Below are 16,996 nucleotides of genomic sequence, written 5' to 3' on the forward strand. Positions count from 1 at the left end.
TCCGCCCGTGCTGTTGTAGAGGCATGACACTTCAAGGTGAGTACGAGCCCAGCGCTGCCGAGTGGGTCCGCAACCAGGTCTCCGCCTACGAGGCCTCCGGCGGCGAGGAGGCGAACACGCTTGCCGACGGCCGGCCGATCGTGGTGATCACTTCACGCGGCCACAAGTCCGGCAAGCTGCGCAAGAACCCGGTGATGCGGGTCGAGAAGGACGGCGTCTACGCGGCCGTCGCCTCCAAGGGCGGCGCCCCCGAGCACCCCGAGTGGTTCCACAACTTCGTCGCCGACTCTCACGTCGACCTGCAGGACGGCCCCGAGCCGCACGAATACGTCGCCCGCCTGGCGTCCGACGAGGAACGTGCCGAGTGGTGGACACGCGCGGTCGACGCGTTCCCGCCGTACGCCGACTACCAGCAGAAGACCGACCGCGAGATCCCGCTGTTCCTGCTCGAACGCGTCTGATCCTGTCGTGCGGCCTACGAGCGGGAGATGCTCACGGCCAGCCCGACGAGGTGGCTGAGGCGGGCGAGCTCCGACTCGAGGATGTCGGGTCCGCCGCGGCGTCCGATCAGGATCAGCTCGTCCGACATCAACGGCGCCGCCGCGAGCAGGTTGTTCTCGTCGCCCGAGGGCACGATCGTGGCCCGGTCGACGTCGTGCCACTCGACGGTGTCGGGTGCCGCAGGGGTGCCGTGCACGCGGACCACCCCGTCCGGCGTACGACGCACCCGCGCACCCCAGTCGGCCCGGAACGTCAGCGGCAGCAGGTCGACGAGTCGGTTCAGCGCCTGCGTCGGGTGCGAGGTCAGCTCTTCGACGGCCTCGAGGTCGAGCACGAGGTTGCCGCCCGCGGCGTAGCGCGAGATCCACACGACCTGCACGCCGTCGAGCTGGTTGCACGCCGAAACGATCGAGTCGGGCATGCTCCCCGGCGCCATCTCGAGCAGCACGTCGTCGACCGCGGTGCCGTCGTGGCGGTGCTCGACGATCTCGATCGCCTCGATGTCACCGCCTGCCTCACCGATCGTGGTCGCCAACCGTCCCAGTGAGCCGGGGACGTCAGGCAGTTCGACACGGAGCAGGAACGGCATGACTCGACTGTATCGGCCCGGTGTTTCGGCAACATTGCCGTTTCACGCGCTGGCTTTCCTCCCGAGGGGGAACACCTCCACCACTTCATGGCGCGGGCGGCGTCTCGGTCCCTCCCCGAGATGGGACTCGAAGAGAGTGATCTCGTGCGCGGTCCAGGTCGGGCCGGCGTACGCATCGAGCAGGCGGACCCAGTTGGAGACCTCCGCCGGTCGGCCCAGACGGGCCAGCGTGACGTGAGCGCGGAACCGCCCGCCGTCGACCTCGGCTCCGGCCTTCGCCGCTGCGGCGCGGGCCCCTGTCGCCAGTCGGTCCAGCTCGATGCGGGCGGCATCATCTCCTTCCACGCCTGCCCACAGCACGCGCGCCCGGTCAGGGCCCGGGAAGGCTCCGCCGCCGGCGATCCGGAGGTCGAACGGCGTACGCCGGTGCGCGGCGCGACCAAGCCGTTCGACCAGGTCGTCGAGGTGCCGCTCGGCCAGGGCCGGACTGAACGCCAGGGTGAGGTGCCACTGGTCGGGCACGGTCCACCGGAAGTCGGCCGCCTCACGCCGCGGCTCGAGGAAATCCTCGAGGTCCTCGAGCACCTCCGCCGGCGGCACCACCGCCACGAACACCCTCACCCAAATCACGATAGTCCCTGACGTTTGGGTCCTCAGGACGCGATAGTCCCTGACGTTTCGGCCCCTCGCGGGACCGGAACGTCAGGGACTATCGCCATTCAGGGGCCGAAACGTCAGGGAGTATCGAGAACTACAGCCCCAGATCGCGGCCGATGAGCTCCTTCATGATCTCGTTGGAGCCGGCCCAGATCTTGGAGACGCGGGCGTCGCGCCAGGCGCGGGCCACGCGGTACTCGTTCATGAACCCGTAGCCGCCGTGCAGCTGGACGCAGTGGTCGAGCACGTCGTTCTGCACCTGCGAGGACCACCACTTCGCCTTGGCGGCGTCGATCGGCGAGAGCTCGCCCTTGTCGTGCGCCACGACGCACTGGTCGATGTAGGACTCGGCCACCTCGATCTGGGTGAACAGCTCGGCCAGCAGGAACTTGTTGTGCTGGAAGGAGCCGATGCCCTGGCCGAACGCCTTGCGGTCCTTGGTGTACTGCAGGGTCTCCTCGAGGATCTGCTTGGCGTGCGCGACGTTCGAGATCGCGCAGCCGAGCCGCTCCTGCGGCAGCTTCTGCATCATGTGGATGAAGCCGCCGTCGAGCTCACCGACGATGTGGTCGTCACCGAGGCGGATGTTCTCGAAGAACAGCTCGGCGGTGTCGGACTCGTCCTGGCCGACCTTGTCGAGCTTGCGGCCGCGGCTGAAGCCCTCGGCGTCGGCGGGGATCGCGAACAGCGTGATGCCGCGGGCGCCCTTCTCCGGCGAGGTGCGTACGGCGGTGATCACCAGGTCGGCCGAGTAGCCGTTGGTGATGAAGGTCTTGGAGCCGTTGATCACCCACTGGTCGCCGTCTCGGACTGCGGTGGACTTCAGCCCGGCGAGGTCGGAGCCGCCGGACGGCTCGGTCATGCCGATGGCCAGCAGGACCTCACCGGCGGCCACACCCGGGAGCCACTTCTGCTTCTGCTCCTCGGTGCCCAGCTCGACGAGGTACGGCGCAGTGATGTCGGCGTGGATGCCCAGGCAGGAGCCCAGGGCCGCGTTGACCTTGTTGAGCTCCTCGAACAGCACCGCGTTGAAGCGGTAGTCGTCGGCGCCGGCGCCGCCGTACTCCTCGGGGATGGAGAGGCCGAGGAATCCCTGCTTGCCGGCCTCGAGCCAGAACTCGCGCGGCAGCGCCTTGTTGGCGGCGTGCTCCTCGACGTTCGGGATGACGGAACGCTCGAGGAACTCACGCACGGAGGCGCGGAAGGAATCGTGGTCGGCGTCGTAGATGGTGCGCTTCATGCGCCCGATCCTACCTGCTGGTAACCGGACTGCGCCCTGTGCGTTCGCACCAAGGACCCGGGCGAAATGGTGCCGTCAGCACACCCCTGGGGTCACCGCACCGGGATCAGCCGAGCGGGACGACCTGGTCGTCGGCGGGCGCCTGGGCGTCGACCTCTTCGTCGTAGTTGGTGAACGTGAACTCACCGGGCTCGTCGCCCTCGCTGGTGCTGAGCTTGAGGATGTGGTGCTTGCCGTCGACGGCGATCCACGCAGTGCTCGACTCGCCGTTCTCGTCCTCCGACTTGATCTCGACGGCGTCCTGCCCGTCGATCTCGGTCACGTCACCGACCGTCGCCTTCTTGTCGTCGTCGGTGTCGTTGAACTCGTCGAGCATCTGGTCGAGGTCGCAGACCTCCGCGAAGTCGTTGTCCGCAGGGAGCTTGGCCCACTTGTCGCCCAGCACGGCGATGATCTGCGGAGCAGTGTCGCCCGCGCTGGCCGTCCAGAAGGCCTCGTCGGCCTTCAGGAAGGAGTCGGTGCCGGTCGAGATGATCTGTGCCTGGCCACCGTTGATGGTCATCGTGCCGGTGCAGCGACCGTCGACGTCGGTGGTGAGGTCGAGCGCGGTCTCCTGGCCGTCGTTGGTGAAGTTGCCGGTCATGGTCAGCGAGGAGACGTCCTGCATGTCCTTGATGGTCGCGTCCTTGATCTCCTCCGCCGACTGGTCGGCGAAGCTCTTGCTGCCGCCGTCGGAGTCGTCGCCGGAGTCGTCGCCGCAGCCGGCAAGTCCGAAGGGAGCCAGCGCCGCGAGTGCCACGAGCGCCACGGCCTTGTTGGGGGTCCGCATGATGGATTCCTCACTGTCGTGGCCGCAGGGCCGATTCCGATTCAGGGCGACTATAGGTCCACACCCGGGTCTGCCGCGCGCAGCCTCTGCTGCAGACCGCTCGGCCGCACCGCCCGCCTGGCCACCCCGAGACGTACGGCGGCCTCGCTGCCGACCACGACCACCTTCTCCTTCGCACGGGTCACGGCGGTGTAGAACAGCTCGCGGGTCAGCAGTCGGGACTCCTCGTCGGGCAGCAGCACGGTGACCACGGTGGCCTGGCTGCCCTGCGCCTTGTGGATCGTCATCGCATGCATGGTCTCCACCGCGTCGAGGCGGCTCGGCGCGAAGTCCAGCAGCCCCTCGGCGCCTCGCAGCACGACCCTCAGCGCGCCGTCGGACGCACGACGGATCACGACCCCCGTGTCGCCGTTGTGCACGCCGAGGCCGTAGTCGTTGGCGGTCACCAGCACCGGGCGCCCGACGTACCAGGTGTCGTAGAGCGGGTCGCCGGTCACCTCGGAGAGCCAGGCCTCGACCTGCCGGTTCCAGTGGCGTACGCCGTACGGTCCCTCACGGTGGGCGCAGAGCAACCGGTGCTCGTCGAGCGCGGTCAGGGCGGCCTCCGCGTCACCCGCCTCCGCATGACGACGTACGGCGAGCGCGGCGTCGGTGATCGTGGCACGCAGGGCACTGGCCGGGTCCTCGGCGGTGACGAACTCGACCTCGCCGGAGCCCGAGCCTGAGTCGAAGCCGGAATCGGAGCCCGCCTGCAGGGCGGCAACCGCGTCGTCGTCGCGCCCGTCGCGCAGCGCCTCGGCCAGCCTGATGATCTGCTCGGTGGAGCGGTGGTTGTCGCGCAGCGCGATCACGGTGCCGTCGTCGGGCAGCCCGAGCACCAGGTCGTTGAGCACCGCACCGGCGTCGACGGAGGCGAGCTGGTCACGGTCGCCGACCAGGACCAGTCGGGCCTCCGGACGCACGGCCTCGAGCAGCCGGGCCATCATCGTCAGCGACACCATCGATGTCTCGTCGACGACGACGATGTCGTGGGGCAGCCGGTTGGCGCGGTGGTGCCGGAAGCGGGTGCCGTTGTCGTGGCGCGAGCCCAGCAGGCGGTGCAGCGTGGACGACGTGAGGCCGGCCAGCCGGGCCCGGTCCTCAGCGGGAAGCTTGGCGGTCTCCGCCTGCACGGACTCCTGGAGCCGGGCCGCGGCCTTGCCGGTCGGGGCCGCCATCGCGATGCGCACCTGCTGGCCGTTGGACTCGGCCTGCTCGATCAGCACGGCGAGAAGTCCGGCAACGGTCGTGGTCTTGCCGGTGCCGGGTCCGCCGGTCAGGACGGTGGTCCACTGCCGGGCAGCCCGGTCGACGGCGGCGGCCTGCTCGGCGTACCCGCTGTCGGGAAAGACCCGGCCCAGCGCGGCCGTGAGGGCGGGTTCGTCCACGACGGGGGCGGGCAGCGCGCGCCGGGCCACGAGGTCGTCGCAGACCTGCACCTCCTGGCGCCAGTAGCGGTCGAGGTGGAGGAGCCCGAACTCCCAGTGCAGCACGTCGGCCGCCACCAGCGGACTCGCCTCGATCGCCGCGACCCACGCGGTGACGTCGGGCCAGTCGAGCTCGGGGTCGATCTCTGCGGCGTCGGCCGGCGCCAGGCAGACCGACCCGTGGCGCACGGCGCGGGTGACGAGGGCGACCGCGAGCAGCACGGTCTCGTCGGGCTCTCCGCCGAGCGCACCCAGCCGGTTGGCCACGTGCACGTCGGCAGCGGTCAGCACACCGGCGTCGTTGAACGCCCGCAACAGGCCGTCGGAACGCCGGGCCAGGTGCCGGTCGTAGCCGTCGACCAGGTCTGAGGTCGTCATGCGCGGGCTCCGTCCAGCAGGTCGCTCAGGTCGGTGACCAGGTCGATCGGCGGGCGCCACGAGAAGACGCCGGTGGGATGGCCGTCGTACGACGGGGTGTCGGCGCCGCACATGCCGCGCAGATAGAGGTAGAGCACGCCCCCGAGATGGGTCTCCGGGTCGTAGTCGGCCAGGCGCCACCGCAGGTAGCGGTGCAGGACCACGGCATAGAGCAGTGCCTGCAACGGGTAGTCGGAGTGGCCCATCGCCGCCTCGAGCGCCTCGCGCCGGTAGTCGGCGGAGGTCAGCGGTTCGTCGAAGCCGCCGAGCCAGTTGGTCTTGTAGTCGACGATCAGGAAGGTCGGACCGACCCGGAGCACCACGTCGACCGACCCGGTGAGGTAGCCGCGGAGGTCCTGGCCGCCGAGGTTGGGGTCGGCCAGCGCGGCGGCGTACGGCAGCAGCGGGTCGTCGGCGGGCAGGTGGCGCCGGAGCAGGGGCGCGATGTCGCCGAGGGTGACCGGCGCACCCGGCAGGTCGCGCTCGTCGGCCTCGTCGCCGCCGGAGAGCGGGAGCTCGAACTCGAGCTCGCAGAGCCGGTCGGTCATCGGGATGTCGCGCAACGTGACCGGCCCGGCCAGGGGGCCGAGCGGGCTCTCGCACACCGTCTTCAGGGCCTCGGCCAGCGCAGCCGCGTCGAGGTCGACCGGCCACCGGACGAGCTGCTCGACCACCCGCTCACGCAGCTCGGCGACGAGGTCCTCGGCCGACGGGTCGGCGGTCTCGAGCACGGCGTGCACCAGGGAGCCGAAGGTCGCGCCGACCGGCAGGTCGCCCATGGGTGAAGGGACCTCCGGTCCGTCGCCGTGCCGCACGGGCACCGGCTCGATGGCGTCCGGCTCGTCCTGCCGGGGCGTCTCCTCGGGCTCACTGCCCACACCGGGCAGGGTGGGCTCGGCGGTCTCGACACTGCTCAGCGCGGAGTACGACGTACGCCGCCAGTGGGTGTCGACGGTGCGTCCGAACGAGCGTGCCGAGAGCTCGTCGGACGGCCGGGCCAGCTCGGCGGCGGCCAGCTGGGCCGGCACCGCGGGTGCCCAGCTCGGCCCACCGCGCTGCTGCCAGGCGTCGAAGAACGCCTGGGTGGCGTCGTCGTCGGAGAGTGCCACGTCGGCCGGCACCACGCTGGTGCCGGGACCGCGGCCGATCAGCATGCGGTGCAGCGCCGAGGTCTTCGCGTTGTTGGACGGCGCCCACCACGTGACGACCTGTGACTGGGCGCGGGTCATCGCGACGTAGAGCAGTCGCAGTGACTCGCCGAGGTCCTCGGCGCGGGCGCGCGACACGTTGGCCCCGCGACCGGGTCCGTCCTTGCCGACGTCGATCGAGCGATGTTCGTCAGACTCCGCATGGAACAACGGGATGGAGGGATCGAAGGAGTACCTGTCGGCCACGAACGGCAGGTGCACGACGGGATATTCGAGCCCCTTGCTGCCGTGGATGGTGACCAGCTGCACGGCCGCCGCGTCACTGTCGAGGCGACGGGTGCGCTCGGAGGCGACCTGCACCTTGTCGTCGGCCATCTGCGCGCGCAACCAGGTGAGCAGGGCGACCAGGCCGAGCCGGTCGACCAGCGCCGCCTGGTGCATCGCCTGCGCGACGTGGCGCAGGTCCGTCAGGTGGCGCTCGCCGTCGACCCGGCCGAGCACGCGCGCATAGAGTCCGCGGATCACCGCCGCCTCCATGACCGCGGCGACCCCACGCAGGCTGAACAGCTCGGCCCACTCGCGCATCGTCGCGGCCACGTCGTCGGTGAGGTCGGGGACCGTGTCGAGCTCGACAGCCGAGCGACCGAGGAACGACGTGAGTGCGGCGCTGCGCACCCGGCTCGAACGGTGCGGCTGCTCGAGCGCCTCCAGCAGGGTCAGCCACTCGACCGCGGCCGGGGTGCCGAAGACGCTGCCGCCCCCGGCGACCACCGCGGGCACACCGATCTCGTGCAACGCCTCGCGCACCATCTGCAGCGACTTGCCGGTGTGGGCCAGCACGGCCACGTCACCGGGCGCGATCGGGCGGCCGTCGTATGTCGCGCCGGAGGTGAGCAGGTTCTTGATGTCGTGGGCGCAGTCCTGGGCGATCAGCGGACGGATCCGGCCGACCGCCACACCCCGGTTTCCCTTGGCCCGGAACTGCTCGCGGCGCACGACCCGCACCCGGAAGGGAGTGTCGTCGGGGCCACCGACCAGGCGTTGGTCCTGATGTGAGGACGCCGCACCCACAGGGCGTACGACGATGCGCGGGTCGCCGAGCTCGGCACCTTCGAGGACGGCCTGCAACGACGAGAGCAGCGGCTGGTCGGAGCGCCAGTTGGTGGCCAGCGTCTTGCGGGTCGTGGCGGTCGCCGCGGCGGCCAGGTAGGTGACCACGTCGCCCCCACGGAAGGCGTAGATCGCCTGCTTCGGATCGCCGATCAGCACCATGCGGGCGTGGCCGGTGAACGCCCGGTCGAGCACCTGCCACTGCACCGGGTCGGTGTCCTGGAACTCGTCGACCAGCACGACCTTCCAGCGCTGGCGCATGCGGGCGCGGGCCGGGGCGTCGTCCGCGGTCAGCGCGTGGGCCAGCTGGGAGAGCAGGTCGTCATAGCTGAGCACCCCGAGCCGGCGCTTGCGGCGGTCCATCTCGGCGCGCACCGCGGTCGCGAAACCAACCCGACGGCCGGCGCCGGTGGTGCGCTCCGCCTCGGCGGGCTCGAGCCGGGCCTGCGGGTCGTTCACCGCGGCGCGGGCCAGCTCGAGGGCCTCCGACCGGCTGAAGAGGGGGCCGTCCTCGGCGTCCGCGAAGCCACGCAGGTAGAGGTCGTCGACCACCTCGATCAGCAGGTCGTCGAGATCCTCGACCAACCGGGCACTGGAGTCGGTGTCGCCGGCCACCCCGAGGCTGCGCAGCACCAGCTGGCAGAACTGGTGGGTGGTCGCGATGGTGGCCGCGTCGAACGATCCGAGCGCCTCGCGCACCCGGTGTCGGCGAACGGCGACCTCCTCGGCGCTACCGGTGAGCAGCAGGTCGACCAGGTCGTTGGCCTCCCGCGGGGCGTCGGGGGTCGACAGGGCGCGCTCGGCCTCGACCAGCTGGCCGCGCACGCGCTCGCGCAGCTCCTGGCTGGCGGCTCGTCCGAACGTGACCACCAGCATCTCGTCGAGCCGGGCCTCCCCCTCGGCGACGAAACGGGTGACCAGGGCGCCGATCGTCCAGGTCTTGCCGGTGCCGGCACTGGCCTCGAGCAGGGTGGTGCCGGTGGGCAGCGGGTCGGTGATGTCGAAGGCCTCGAGGTCCTCGTGGAACAGGTCGCTCACAGCGGGCCCACCTTCTCGGCCCCGGTCAGCAACGGCGACCAGACCCGCCACGCGAACTGCCCCAGACGGTGCGGCTCGTCGTTGAAGTCCTCGTCGGCCCGCGGCGCCCCGGTCAACACCGAGATCGGCGCCTGCTCGCCGTACAACCGCACGTGGGCGGGGTCGTCGTGCTCGCCGGGTACGACGAACGCGCGGTCACGGTCGGTCTTCCACTCACGGTCGGCGATCTCGACCGGGTCCTTCGGGTCGCCCATGCGTGAGCGCACGCTGGCCTCGGCGTAGGCCAGCCCGGTGCGCAGGGGCAACGGGATCGGCTCGCGCAGCCCGCGGTCGTGGATGTCGACCAGCTCGCGCAGCCACTCGACCGCGCGGTGGTCCAGCGGCCCGGCCAGTGCGTGGGCCGGACCTGCCTTGCCCTTGCCGACCGCCGAGGCGACCCAGTGCTCGTCGGGGTGCGACGCGCTGAGGGCGAGCAGGTTGATCCACGACATGAGCCGTTGCCGGGCGCGCAGGGAGGAGTAGGTGACGCTGACGATCCGGTTGCCGCGCACGCCGGGCACGGTGCCGGTGAGCCGGCGTCCGTCGCCGAGGTCCACGTCGACGTCGAGGCTGCGCGGGCTTCCCTGGCGAAGCTGGTCGGTCTTCTGCACGAGCGCCTGCACGTCGGTCACGACCGCACGGAGGGTCCGCTGCCCGAGCTGTGCGGGAGGGAGGAGGCCGCGCAGCTGCTCGGCGGTCATGCTCGAGACCGGCTCGAGCCCGTCGAGCACGTCGCTCAGCAGACGGTCACCGACGCCCCACTTCTCCAGGCCGTCGAGCTCGATCGGGATCGCGTCGCGGGTCTCCTCGGCCTCGAGCGGCGAGGCCACGTCGAGCCGGCGCCGCAGGAAGGAGCGCGCGGGGTGGGTGAAGAACTGCTGGAGGTCGGCCAGCGACACGTTGTCGGTCGGCCGGGCGGCCAACGGCTCCGTCACGAGCGGCCCGGGCGCGGAACGGGGGGCCAGCGCGGCCCGGGCCCCGGCCTCGGCGGCGGCGTCGAAGGTGAAGGTGCGCTCCGGGTCGGTCAGCCCGGGCAGCACCAGGTTGCGCCGGTCGAAGGGCTGCAGCGGGTGATGCACGCAGAGGTCGGCGTCGGGCGCGATCCGCGAGACCGCGTCGATCAGCTCGCCCAGGGGCACCGCCGGAGGTCGGACGGCGCCGGTCTGCTCGTTGGCTCCGGTGTAGGTGACCACGAGTCGTTCGGTCGCGGCCAGCACGGCGTCGAGGAGCAGCTGCCTGTCCTCGCTGCGGGCGTCGCGCTCGCCGGTCTGTGGGTTGCGGGCCAGCACGTCGTCGCCGTCCACGTGGCCGGTTCGTGGGAAGACTCCGTCGTCGAGGCCGACCAGGCAGACCACCCGGTGCGGCACGGAGCGCATCGGCACCATCGTGCAGACGGTCAACGTGCCGGTGCGGAAGTTGGCGCGGGTGGGTCGCCCGGAGAGCCGGTGGTTGAGCAGGTTGCGCACGTCGGCCAGTCGTAGCTGGGTCGTGTCGCCGTCGCCGACCGCGTCACGGATCATCGCCAGCTCGCGCTCGAACTGCGCCACCTGCCAGGCATCGTCGCGCTCCACGTCGGTGAGGGCGAGCACACCGTCACCGAGGGCAGTCACCCAGTCGTCGACGGTGCTGGCCGCCGCCATCGCGGCGAAGACGGCCTCGAGACGGTCGACGTACTCGGCGAACCTGCCGACCAGGTCGATGTCGCCCGAGGAGACGTCGTCGACCGGCAGGGCCGCGCCGAGCCAGGTGTGCTCGCCCTCGGCCATCGCGACGCCGAGGAGCACCCGGTCGAGGCCGGCCCGCCAGGTGTTCTGGCCGAAGCGTTCGAGGGCGTAGTCGGCCCGCGAGGCGGCGTCCATGCCCCAGCGGATGCCGGAGGCCTCGACCCAGCGCGCCACCTGGTCGAGATCGTCGTCATCGACCGCGAAGCGGTGCCGCACCGGCGGGCTGGCGAGCAGGTCGAGCACCTCGGTCGCCGCGACCCGGCCGCCGGCGATCTCGACGAGCCGGGCGGCGACCGCGAGCAGCGGGTTGGTGCTGGCCAGGGAGCGGTCGGCCAGGCGGACCCGCAGCCGGTGCGCCGGGTGGCCCTTGCCGCCGGCAACCTCGCCCAGGCCGAAGCCGGCCTGGATCAGCGGGGCGTAGGTCTCGATGTCGGGACACATCACGAGGATGTCGCGGGGCTCGAGCGTCGGGTCGTCGGCGAGCAGCCCGACCAGCACCTCGCGGAGCACGTCGACCTGCCGCGACGGGCCGTGACACGCGTGCACCTGCACGGTGGAGTCGACCAGGCCCGGCACGGGATCCGGCAACGCGTTGCCGCGCAGGCCGGCCTGGAGCCGACCCAGGATCGAGCCGCTCGCCGGCAGGGTGCCGACAGGCGGCTCGTCGTCGGCCGGCACGAGCGCGAGCGTGCGCTGGAGCTCGCGGGAATCACGGCCGAGCGAGGCGAGCAGGGGGTCCTGCACGAGCTCGGCCGAGCGGTCGGCGGTGCGCGCCACGGGCCCGGCCGCCGACACCTCGACCAGGTCGTCCCACAGCGAGGTCGATGCCTGCGGCAGCCAGAGGTGGACGTCGCGCAGCTCACCGAGGGCACCGAGCAGCTCAGCCTCGGTCCGCGGCAGGCGGGTGTGGCCGAACAACGAGAGCCGGGCGGGCAGGTCGAGTCCGTCTCCGCCGGCGCGAAGGGCGGCAAGGGTCTCCACATGGCGCACGTCGGGTGGCGCGATGTCCCTGGCCGCCACGACGCACCGCCACAGCTCCGCCTGCCAGGCCAGGTCGCCGTCGAGCGGACCACCGCAGCCGTCGGTGTCGTCGCCGTCGCGCCAGTCGGTCAGCAGCTGCGGCCGCTGCACGGCGTACGACGCGAAGAGGCCGGCGATCCGCCGGGCCACCGAATAGCGACGACTCTGGCGCAGCTCACCCTCGGCACCACCGACCCCGTGGCCGAGGTGCGTGGCGAGGGTGACGCACCACGTCTCGTCGAGGCTGGCGTCGATCACCTCGAGCACGGTCCAGACCAGGCGATCCGGGTCCCACGGGTCGTCCCGGTCGCGGCCGAGCAGCATGGAGACCAGCGAATGGGGGCTCAGGAAACGCACACCCGCACAGACCCCGTCACCGCCGCGGGCGCCGACGCCCAGGCGGTGCGACAACCGCTGCGTGAGCCAGCGCTCGACGCCACGGGCCGGCACCACGACGATTTCCTGCGCGAAGGGGTCCGGGAGCGGCTCCGACAGGAGGTCGGCCAGGCCGGACGCCAGCAGGTCCGTCCGTTCGGCGCGATGAATGCGGAGGCTCACGCGGGCTACCCTTACACACGTGTCAGACACCCGCCGCCGTATCGGTTCGCTCGCCGTCGTCGGCATCCTCGCCCTGGGCCCTGCATTGCTCAGTGGGTGTGCTGGCGATGACGCAGGCGTCACCGACAAGGACCTGTCGAAGGCCCTGCTCACCTCGGACGACCTCGGGCCGGACTTCAAGATCTCTCCTGACGACGACGACCACGACGATGACTCCGACGGTCCCGACTGGGGTTGCCTCCTCGACTTCAAGGACGACGCCACCGACAAGGACGACGACGGCGACGACATCGAGGTCGAGATCGAGGCCAGCGCCGACCCGGGCATGCCCGCGGTCTTCCACGTGATCTCCAACGCCGAGAACGCCGAGCAGGCCCGCGCGCTGCTGAGCGAGCTCGGCTCCCAGGTCGACGACTGCGACAAGGTCGACACCACCGAGGACGACACCCGCTGGCAGTTCGACGTCGACTCCGACCGGGTGGCCTGGGCGGACGGCGTCAACCAGCAGATCAACGTGCTGGCCGAGGGCCACGCCACGGTCTCGGGGGTCGAGCTCCCGATCTCGTTGTCGTTCACGGCCGTGCGCGTCGACACCGCGGTCTCGCTGGTGATGTTCGTCGACATGGCCAGCGACATCGACCGGGCCCGACGCGACGTCGTACAGGTCGTGGTCGACAGGCTGACGGCCGCCCTCGACGGCGAGGACCAACCGGCAGATGCCGGGGTCCTCGAGGACTACCCGATCGGCAAGGAGTATGCCGACCTGCTCGGCGGCGCGGACGCCTGAGCCGGGGTTGAAGAAGCCGTCCGGCGGGTAGCCTGCCGCCATGACTACTCGGGGACTGGTGGCGCTGCTGGCCGCCACGATGCTGACCCTCACCGCCTGCGGCGACCAGACGGACCCGCCGAAGGACCTCGGCGCGGCGATGGGCGACCCGGCGATCCCGCCGTACAACCCCGACGAGCCGCTGGACGACGACCAGCTCGCCGAGGTCCTCGTCAACGCCTCCGACGTGGGCCCGGAGTTCAAGGAGCGCACCCAGAAGTCGCCAGAGAACGACTCGTTCGGCTGTCTTGCCAGGATCGACGACATCGACGACTTCGGGACCCCGGACAACTACCGCGAGATCGTCTTCAACGGCTCCTCGAAGACCCAGCAGTACACCAGCATCTTCGCGTCGGTCGCGTCCTTCGACCAGTCGGACACCACCGACGAGTCGGACAACGACGCCGCCCTCCTGACCTGGGGCAAGATCGACCAGCACATGAAGGCCTGCACGAAGGTCCGCACGCGTGACAAGCACGGCCGGGTGCAGGTCGACCTGACGTACGACGACTCGCTCGACGTCTCCGCCGACGGACAGTCCAGCCTGACCGGCAAGGGCTTCTACACCTACGACGGCAAGCGCTATCCGCAGGTGGCGACGTACACGGTCGTGTGGGCGGGCAACGAGATCATCACCATCGCCGCGTTCGGGGAGCGACCGGACGTGCTGTCCCGCATCCAGCCGCTCGCGAAGGCGTCGGTCGAGCGGCTCAACGCCCTGGAGAGCGCGGCCCAGTAGGCCGCGGCCAGCTCACGGGCTCAGGAGCGGAACAGCGCCGGGAGGATCGACAGGGTCTGCGCGCGCAGGGTCTCGAGTGCGTCTTCCTCGCCGTGCACGTGGGCCAGCAGCGCCCTGACGAACACGCCGTCGACCATGGCGTACGTCGTGGCGGGGGTGAACGCCGGCTCGGCGCCGGTCAGCTCGGAGTAACGGGTGACGATGCGCCAGATCATGTCCTCGAGCAGCCCGTCGATCACCTTGACCTGCTCGCGGAACTCCTCCTCGAACATGCTCTGACCGCGCAGGTCGTACCAGAGGCGGTGCATGGGCGCCTCGTCACGCAGCGTCTCGACCAGCTTGTCGATGAAGCCGGCGACCAGCTCGTCACCGGTGGTGGCGGTGGCGACGACGTCGTCGTACCGCTTCGAGCACTTCGTCTTGTAGTAGCGGACGCAGTGGATGATCAGGTCGGCCTTGCTGTTGAAGTAGTAGTGCACCACTCCGTGGGAGAACTCCGAGTGCTGGGCGATCTCGCGCAGCGAAGTGCGGGCATAGCCGAGCTCGCCGAGGGTGGTCAGCGCGGACTCCGCGAGCTGGGTACGCCGCTCGTCGTACTTCTCGTCACGCGTGCGGGGCGTGCCCCGCTTCTTTCCCACCGTCTCCGTCACGGGCTCATCGTATCGGTGCCGTTCGGAAGTGTCCCTACCCAATCTTGACGATTGTCAAGGACATTTGCCTCGAATTGCTTGACGTTTGTCAAGTCACCTCCCAATCTGTTGGAGGACTGCCAGACTTGGCAGGACGAGCTTCCTTCCCCCTCTGTTGGAGTATTTGTGACAGCCTCNTGAGCCGGGCGATCGCCGACCAGCTCGACGTCCTGGGCGTCCCGTTCACGCTCCTCGAGCCGCAACGCGACGACGCCGACGACCTGACCGCACAGTTCACCGGTGCCACGGTGGTGATGAACCTGTTCGGGCCGTTCGCCGACACCGGCCACACCGTGGTGGAGGCCGCCCTGCGCGCCGGGTGCCACTACCTCGACGCCTCCGACGAGATGGACTGGCTGGTCAAGGCGCGTGAGACCTGGCACCAGCAGTTCGTCGACGCCGGCCTGGCCCTGGTTCCCGGCCTGGCCCAGCCGTTCGCGACGAGCGAGATCGCCGCCCAGCTCTCACTCGAGACGCCGGGGGCCGAGCTGCTCGACGTGATGCTGCTCTGGCAGGGCGCCTCGGCACCCTCCTCCGCGCTCCAGCTCCAGCGCGTGGTGAAGGAGAACGGCTTCGACCTGGCCGACGTCCTGTCGTGGCCGATGGACCGCACCCTTCACGTGCGCCTCCCCGAACACACCGAACCCGGCCTGGCGATCCGCCTCGACGACTCTCCCCACTGTCTGTGGTTCGGCCAGGACGACCGCGTCACCGAGCTTCGCGCGTACGGCGGCGCTGCCGAGCGCTCGTCACTTGTCAGCCTGATGAGCCACCCCTCGGCCGAGCATGCGGTCGCCGAGGGTCGCAGCCCGCTGGCCATGGACCAGACGGTCGACGCGTCGATCGACTCGGTCTGGTCCATGGGCTCCGGTCGCCGCACCCACGTGGTGCTGGCCGGCACGTGTCCCTACGCGCAGACCGCAGTGCTCCACGCGGCGGCGACCCGTGCCCTGCTCACCGGCGGCGCGACACATGCCGGGTTCGGCTCCGGCTCCCAGGCCTTCGGGCACCGCTTCCTGCTGGATGCCCTCCAGGAGGCCGGCGTCATCGAGCCGCCGGTGGTCACCATCGGCGCCTGAGGGCGGTACCTACGCAGGCACTGCCTGGTCCGACGCATCGACTCTTTCGGTTTCAGGTCTACGCGCATCCGGCAGGAACTTGGCGGCGCCGTTCACGGCGACGACACACATCGCCATGCTCAGGAACGTCGCAGCCCAGACGATGCCGCTCGAGAACTCGGACTCGTCGAGATGCAACGCGATGATCACCGGAGACCCGAGCCCGAAGTTGGCGCCGAAGAAGGTCACCGGGAACAGCACGAACAGGCCGAGCAGCCCCCAGGCCGTCTCGACCCGTCGCCAGAGCTGTACGGCGACCACGGTGAAGATGACCACCTGGGTTCCCTCCAGCACGCCGATGATCAGCGGGTAGTTCACGATCCGCAGCTCATAGGGGCCGTAGTAGGTGTAGACGTCGGTGCTCGTGCCGATCACCTCGAAGACGCACGACGCAGCGATCTCGGCGAGCCAGACGAGGAAGAGGTTCTTACGGCCGAGAGTGCCCCGGTAGATGTGTCCTCCGGCGTACAGGCAGGCGCTCGCGTAGAGGATGATGTAGCCACTGTGCGACCAGTTCGGCTGGACCACCCCGAACGCAGTGAAGTGGGAGTACATCGCGCCGGGCTGACCGTTCTGGGCGTCGTAGAACCACAGGTCGAAGGCCACGTCGTACAACGGTTCAGCGAAGGCGGCCACGCCCGCCGCAAGGCAGGCGATGAAGTAGAAGGGTGTCCCTTGGCGCATCCACAGCCGTACGGCGATGGCCAGCATCACCAGGACGATGGCCCAGCTGGCCCAGGTGAAGATGTCCTGCCAGAAGAGGCTCAGTTCGTGCTCCATGACATCGTTCGGCATACGACCCATGTGGTTGCTCCTTGTTCAGGGTGGTCGCGACGACCTGTCGCAACGTTGTTCGATCGGGACCAGGGCGAATCAAGATCAGGGGTTCAGCAGCCCGCCGACGCACGTGGTCAGGCCGTCCAACTGGAGGGCACTCAGGTCCTCCAGGACGCACTTGGTGGTGCCCTGGACCTTCGTGAGGGTTTGCGTGACCGTCCCGACAGGATCCTTGACGGTCTTCTCAACCGTCTTGGTGAGGGTCGTGACCGGGTCGGGCCTACCCGGGGGCGCGGGAGTGGCCGGGTCCGCCGGGGACTCCGTGCCCGGGTCGGTGCTGCCCGCGGTGGGCGCCTGGCTGGTCGGGGTGGTGGGGTCGCCGGGGGTGCTGGTGTTGTTGCCGGAGGCTGCCTGCGGGGAGCCGACCTTGCCGCCGTTGGTGGGGCGGGTGAAGGTGTACGTCGGCGGGATGTAGACCGCGGAGGTGGTGCTGTTGGGCACCGAGGTGTAG

The 16,996-nt window shown here is 70.3% G+C and carries 13 protein-coding genes and 2 pseudogenes; 5 read left to right on the forward strand and 10 right to left on the reverse strand.

Annotated features, from left to right (window positions below):
* Positions 1 to 23 precede the first annotated feature (23 nt).
* A complete protein-coding gene (locus ASH02_RS22130) occupies positions 24 to 461 on the forward strand; it encodes a nitroreductase family deazaflavin-dependent oxidoreductase (RefSeq protein ID WP_057295464.1) in 438 nt (145 codons plus the stop codon).
* 14 nt (positions 462 to 475) lie between these two features.
* On the opposite strand, the gene ASH02_RS22135 is transcribed toward ASH02_RS22130, so the two are convergent.
* The 7 genes from ASH02_RS22135 to recC all read right to left on the reverse strand — a co-directional run bounded on the left by ASH02_RS22135 (position 476) and on the right by recC (position 12,336).
* Entirely contained in the window at positions 476 to 1,090 is a 615-nt protein-coding gene (locus tag ASH02_RS22135) for an ACT domain-containing protein (protein WP_056683490.1), read from the reverse strand.
* A 42-nt stretch (positions 1,091 to 1,132) separates the two neighbouring features.
* On the reverse strand, positions 1,133 to 1,711 hold the full coding sequence (gene thpR / locus ASH02_RS22140) for an RNA 2',3'-cyclic phosphodiesterase (protein ID WP_057295465.1): 579 nt from the start codon (positions 1,709 to 1,711) through the stop codon (positions 1,133 to 1,135).
* Positions 1,712 to 1,841: 130 nt separating this feature from the next.
* Positions 1,842 to 2,987: an acyl-CoA dehydrogenase family protein gene (locus tag ASH02_RS22145; protein ID WP_057295466.1), complete on the reverse strand. Its 1,146-nt coding sequence runs from the start codon at positions 2,985 to 2,987 to the stop codon at positions 1,842 to 1,844.
* 106 nt (positions 2,988 to 3,093) lie between these two features.
* Positions 3,094 to 3,816: a hypothetical protein gene (locus ASH02_RS22150; RefSeq protein ID WP_056683500.1), complete on the reverse strand. Its 723-nt coding sequence runs from the start codon at positions 3,814 to 3,816 to the stop codon at positions 3,094 to 3,096.
* Between the two features lie 50 nt (positions 3,817 to 3,866).
* Positions 3,867 to 5,660 carry an exodeoxyribonuclease V subunit alpha gene (gene recD / locus ASH02_RS22155; protein ID WP_057295467.1) on the reverse strand — a complete coding sequence of 598 codons (1,794 nt, stop codon included), beginning with the start codon at positions 5,658 to 5,660 and terminating at the stop codon, positions 3,867 to 3,869.
* The gene (locus tag ASH02_RS22160; RefSeq protein WP_235539099.1) at positions 5,657 to 8,995 is read right to left on the reverse strand and encodes a UvrD-helicase domain-containing protein; all 3,339 of its coding nucleotides are present in this window, start codon (positions 8,993 to 8,995) and stop codon (positions 5,657 to 5,659) included. Before ASH02_RS22160 ends, recD begins: the two co-directional genes overlap by 4 nt.
* Positions 8,992 to 12,336, reverse strand: a complete 3,345-nt coding sequence (gene recC / locus ASH02_RS22165; RefSeq protein ID WP_057295468.1) for an exodeoxyribonuclease V subunit gamma — start codon at positions 12,334 to 12,336, stop codon at positions 8,992 to 8,994. The genes ASH02_RS22160 and recC overlap by 4 nt, the downstream gene beginning before the upstream one ends.
* A 19-nt stretch (positions 12,337 to 12,355) precedes the next feature.
* Between recC and ASH02_RS22170 the strand changes: the two genes are divergently transcribed.
* Positions 12,356 to 13,123 carry a hypothetical protein gene (locus ASH02_RS22170; RefSeq protein ID WP_056891602.1) on the forward strand — a complete coding sequence of 256 codons (768 nt, stop codon included), beginning with the start codon at positions 12,356 to 12,358 and terminating at the stop codon, positions 13,121 to 13,123.
* Between the two features lie 40 nt (positions 13,124 to 13,163).
* Entirely contained in the window at positions 13,164 to 13,901 is a 738-nt protein-coding gene (locus tag ASH02_RS22175) for a hypothetical protein (RefSeq protein WP_156388742.1), read from the forward strand.
* Between the two features lie 20 nt (positions 13,902 to 13,921).
* Here the strand turns inward: ASH02_RS22175 and ASH02_RS22180 are convergent, their stop codons facing one another.
* Positions 13,922 to 14,551: a TetR/AcrR family transcriptional regulator gene (locus ASH02_RS22180; protein WP_056683516.1), complete on the reverse strand. Its 630-nt coding sequence runs from the start codon at positions 14,549 to 14,551 to the stop codon at positions 13,922 to 13,924.
* A gap of 125 nt (positions 14,552 to 14,676) precedes the next feature.
* Here ASH02_RS22180 and ASH02_RS27615 point away from each other — a divergent pair.
* Both ASH02_RS27615 and ASH02_RS27620 read left to right on the forward strand, forming a co-directional pair.
* Positions 14,677 to 14,727 (forward strand): hypothetical protein (locus ASH02_RS27615; RefSeq protein WP_442938423.1); only part of this gene is annotated, 51 nt, incomplete at its 3' end.
* A gap of 1 nt (position 14,728) precedes the next feature.
* Positions 14,729 to 15,669 (forward strand): annotated as a pseudogene (locus tag ASH02_RS27620) (DUF5938 domain-containing protein); the annotation flags it as partial.
* 9 nt (positions 15,670 to 15,678) lie between these two features.
* Here ASH02_RS27620 and ASH02_RS22190 read toward each other — a convergent pair.
* The gene (locus ASH02_RS22190; RefSeq protein ID WP_056683523.1) at positions 15,679 to 16,512 is read right to left on the reverse strand and encodes a hypothetical protein; all 834 of its coding nucleotides are present in this window, start codon (positions 16,510 to 16,512) and stop codon (positions 15,679 to 15,681) included.
* A 75-nt stretch (positions 16,513 to 16,587) separates the two neighbouring features.
* Positions 16,588 to 16,996 (reverse strand): annotated as a pseudogene (locus tag ASH02_RS22195) (hypothetical protein); the annotation flags it as partial.

Origin of the sequence: Nocardioides sp. Soil796 (assembly GCF_001429525.1) — a bacterium.
Lineage (GTDB): Bacteria > Actinomycetota > Actinomycetes > Propionibacteriales > Nocardioidaceae > Nocardioides.